This window comes from uncultured Rikenella sp., assembly GCF_910577125.1.
GTDB lineage: Bacteria > Bacteroidota > Bacteroidia > Bacteroidales > Rikenellaceae > Rikenella.
This window is the reverse complement of record NZ_CAJTMN010000154.1, coordinates 1-3,681: the sequence shown is the minus strand read 5'-3', so window position 1 is coordinate 3,681 and position 3,681 is coordinate 1. Positions and strand designations below refer to the sequence as shown.

At 57.5% G+C, this 3,681-nt stretch carries 4 protein-coding genes; 3 read left to right on the top strand and 1 reads right to left on the bottom strand.

What is annotated here, in order from left to right; genetic code table 11:
- Nucleotides 1-82: 82 nt before the first annotated feature.
- Complete coding sequence (locus QZ292_RS10030; RefSeq protein ID WP_294601144.1) at nt 83-493, bottom strand: OsmC family protein; 411 nt, start codon at nt 491-493, stop codon at nt 83-85.
- A gap of 86 nt (nt 494-579) precedes the next feature.
- Between QZ292_RS10030 and QZ292_RS10025 the strand changes: the two genes are divergently transcribed.
- From QZ292_RS10025 to QZ292_RS10015, 3 genes are all read left to right on the top strand, one after another.
- Complete coding sequence (locus tag QZ292_RS10025; protein WP_294601141.1) at nt 580-1,917, top strand: MATE family efflux transporter; 1,338 nt, start codon at nt 580-582, stop codon at nt 1,915-1,917.
- Between the two features lie 13 nt (nt 1,918-1,930).
- Nucleotides 1,931-2,527: a ribosome biogenesis GTP-binding protein YihA/YsxC gene (yihA, locus tag QZ292_RS10020; protein ID WP_294601138.1), complete on the top strand. Its 597-nt coding sequence runs from the start codon at nt 1,931-1,933 to the stop codon at nt 2,525-2,527.
- A gap of 70 nt (nt 2,528-2,597) precedes the next feature.
- On the top strand, nt 2,598-3,542 hold the full coding sequence (locus QZ292_RS10015; RefSeq protein WP_294601146.1) for a ribose-phosphate pyrophosphokinase: 945 nt from the start codon (nt 2,598-2,600) through the stop codon (nt 3,540-3,542).
- Nucleotides 3,543-3,681: the final 139 nt, after the last annotated feature.

Genomic DNA, 3,681 nt, shown 5'->3' with positions numbered 1-3,681 from the left:
CTATCTAAAAGTCTTTTGGGTACCTTTTCTTCAGAAAAGGTACGGTTCCGTCCGGATAGGCACAGAACGAAATACTGCAAGGCTATTTCCCGAAGTGGAAGATAACCGTCTGCTTCAAATCCGGATGGAGCGAATTGGCCACCGGGCACTCATGCGCCGCCGCTTCGAGAATCTTCTTCACCTTCGCATCGTAGTCCGACGGAAAAGTCAGCTCCACCACGATCTCCACCACCCGCCGCGGCGCCGTTCCCATCACCTTCGTGATCTCCACCTCCGTGCCGTCGATATCGAAACCATGCGTCCGCGCCGCGATGCCCATGATCGTCAGCATGCAGCTCCCCAGCGAAGTCGCCAGCAAGTCCGTCGGCGAGAAGAACTCGCCCTTACCCTGATTGTCCGTCGGCGCATCCGTCGTAATCCGATTCCCCGACTGCAAATGTTCCGCCTCGGTGCGCAACCCGCCCAGATAGCGGGTATGTACAGTAACTGCCATAATCGTTCGTGTTATTTTGAAATTGACATAGACAAAGATAGCATATATTTTACTACCTTTGCAACCCTTTTTTCCCCACCGATCCCATGACACCCTACACCCGTCAAACCATCTGGCACATCGCCTTTCCGATTCTGCTCAGCCTCCTGATGGAGCACCTCATCGGGCTGACCGACACCGCCTTTCTGGGACGGCTAGGCGGTCATGCCGGCGAGATCGCCCTCGGTGCTTCCGCTTTGGGAGGCGTCTACTATATCGCCGTCTTCATGCTCGGATTCGGGTTCAGCGTCGGCGCCCAGATCCTGATGGCCCGCCGGAACGGAGAGGAAAACTATCGCGCCATCGGGCCGATTTTTCAGCAAAGCGCACTGTTTCTGCTCTTTCTGGCCACCGTCGTCTATCTCTTTTCCCGCTTCTGTGCCCCCCGGCTGCTGAGCCGCCTCATCACCTCGGAAGAGATCTACCACGCTACGCTGGAGTACCTGAACTGGCGGATATACGGCTTCTTCTTTATCTTTCTGGCCGTCATTTTCCGGGCCTTCTACGTCGGAATCACCCGGACGAAGATCCTGACCGCCAACTCCATCGTCATGGTGCTCAGCAACGTCGTGCTGAACTACGGTCTGATTTTCGGGAAATTCGGACTGCCCGCTTTGGGAATCGCCGGGGCAGCCATCGCCTCCTCCGTGGCCGAATTGGTATCGTTGGCATTCTTCGCCATCTACACGGCCCGCATCGACTGGAGACGGTACGACCTCTTCCGCCGCGTGCGGTTCCGGTTTCGGGAATTGGGGCATATCCTAAGCCTCTCGGCCTGGACGATGGTACAGCAATTCGTAGCCGTCAGCACTTGGTTCATGTTCTTCGTCGCCGTCGAACACCTCGGCGAACGGCCGCTGGCCGTGACCAATATCGTGCGGAGCATCTCTTCGCTGCTCTTCATCATCGCCAGCTCGTTCGCCACCACCTCCAGTTCGCTGGTCAGCAACATGATCGGCGCCGAACAGAGCCGCGACGTCATGTCCACCGTCTGGCGCATCGTGCGAATGTGCTATGGGCTCATCCTGCCCCTGATGGCGGTTATCCTGATCTGGCCGCAGTTCGTTCTGCGCATCTACACCGACAACCTGCCCCTGATCGCCGCTTCGGTGCCGGCCCTGACCGTCATGACCACCGCCTACCTGTTCCAGACCGCCGCCTTCATCTGGTTCAACACCGTTTCGGGAACCGGGAACACCCGCGCCGCCTTCACGCTGGAGATGATCGCCATCGTCACTTACGCCCTCTACGTCTACCTCGTCGTGATCCGCCTGCGGGCCGACGTGGCCTGGTGCTGGACGACCGAACACGTCTACGGTCTCGCGATGTTCTCGCTGGCCTACCTCTACATGCGGAAAGCCGACTGGCGCAGCAAACGAATCTAACCCCCACACGCCCATGAACATTACCTCGGCCACCTTTCAGTGCAGCAGCCAGAAAGTCTCGCAATGTCCGCCGGACGACCGGCCGGAATTCGCCTTTATCGGCCGGTCGAACGTCGGAAAATCGTCCCTCATCAACATGCTGACCGGGCGTCCCGGACTGGCCAAGGTTTCCGGCACGCCCGGCAAGACCCGGCTGATCAACCACTTCGTCATCGACGACCGGTGGGCGCTGGTCGACCTGCCCGGCTACGGCTACGCCAAGGTCTCGCGACAGGAGCGGAGCGGCTTCTCGTCGCTCATCACCGGCTACATCCTGAACCGCCGGCAGCTCTACTACCTCTTCGTGCTGGTCGACGCGCGCCTCGAACCGCAGCGGATCGACCTGGAGTTCATCCGGTTTCTGGGCACCCACGGCGTCCCGTTTGGCATCGCCTTTACCAAGGCCGACAAGCTGTCGCAGGCACAGCTGAACCGAAATATCGCCACCTACAAAGAACGTCTGAGCGAGGAGTGGGAAGAGCTGCCCAGGCTGTTCGTCACCTCGTCGGAGAAGGGCAGGGGACGGGACGAAATTCTGGATTTTATCGAAAAATGTGTAGCCGGGAGCTAAAAAAAGAGTACCTTTGCCGCGAATCGGAAACAACTTTACACCTCACATTTTATCCGCATCGCACACGATCATGAGCGAATCCTCCAAAATCAAATTCTTCACTTGCCGGAACTCGCGTTATCTGGCCGAAAAAATCGCGAAACACTACGGTTCGGAACTGGGCAACTCCATCGTGCTGGAGTTCAGCGACGGCGAATTTCAGCCGGCCTATGACGAAAGCATCCGCGGATGCACCGTTTTCGTCATCTGCTCGACCTTTCCGCCGGCGGACAATATGATGGAGCTGCTGCTGATGGTGGACGCCGCCAAACGGGCTTCGGCAAAGCGGGTGGTGGCCATTATGCCTTACTTCGGATGGGCGCGTCAGGATCGGAAAGACCGTCCGCGGGTCTCGATCGGGGCCAAGCTGGTGGCCAACCTGCTGCATGCGGCGGGGGTCGACCGGATCATGACGATGGACTTGCACGCCGATCAGATTCAGGGCTTCTTCGATGTGCCGGTGGATCACCTGTATGCCAGCGGGGTCTTCGTGCCGTATATCAAGAGCCTCTGCATCGAAAATCTGACGGTGGCTACGCCGGATATCGGGGGATCGAAGCGGGCGAATGCCTATGCCCAATACCTGGGCGCTCCGATGGTCATCTGTCACAAACACCGGTCGAAACCGAACGTGGTGAGCGAAATGACGGCGATCGGCGAGGTGAAGGGACGGAACGTCATCCTGTTCGACGACATGATCGACACCGCCGGAACGATCACCAAGGCGGCGGACATGATGAAAAATATGGGCGCTCTTTCGGTGCGGGCGGTGGTGACTCATCCGGTGCTCTCGGGGCCGGCATACGAACGGATCGCGGAAAGTGCGCTGGATGAGATTATTACGACGGACACTATTCCGCTGAAAGAGGGAAAAGATATCTCGAAGTTCAAGGTTTTGACGGTGGCGGATATCTTTGCCGACGTGGTGGAACGGGTCTACAACTACAAGGAAATCAGCTCGATGTTTATTTTCTAAGCATCCGGGCTTGTATATATACGTTGGTTTTAATTGTGCTGTACGCTGGAGAGAACTGTTCTTTTTGTTCACAAAAAGAACCAAAAAAACTTTAGAGGATGCTAACGCATCCTAAAGCTGCCGGCGGCCCAACTCTCGG

What these genes read in the sequence shown, in the direction of transcription:
- QZ292_RS10025 (WP_294601141.1), top strand. Translation starts at nt 580, where the DNA reads ATGACACCCTACACCCGTCAAACCATCTGGCACATCGCCTTTCCGATT.
- yihA (WP_294601138.1), top strand. Translation starts at nt 1,931, where the DNA reads ATGAACATTACCTCGGCCACCTTTCAGTGCAGCAGCCAGAAAGTCTCG.
- QZ292_RS10015 (WP_294601146.1), top strand. Translation starts at nt 2,598, where the DNA reads ATGAGCGAATCCTCCAAAATCAAATTCTTCACTTGCCGGAACTCGCGT.
- QZ292_RS10030 (WP_294601144.1), bottom strand. Translation starts at nt 493, where the DNA reads ATGGCAGTTACTGTACATACCCGCTATCTGGGCGGGTTGCGCACCGAG.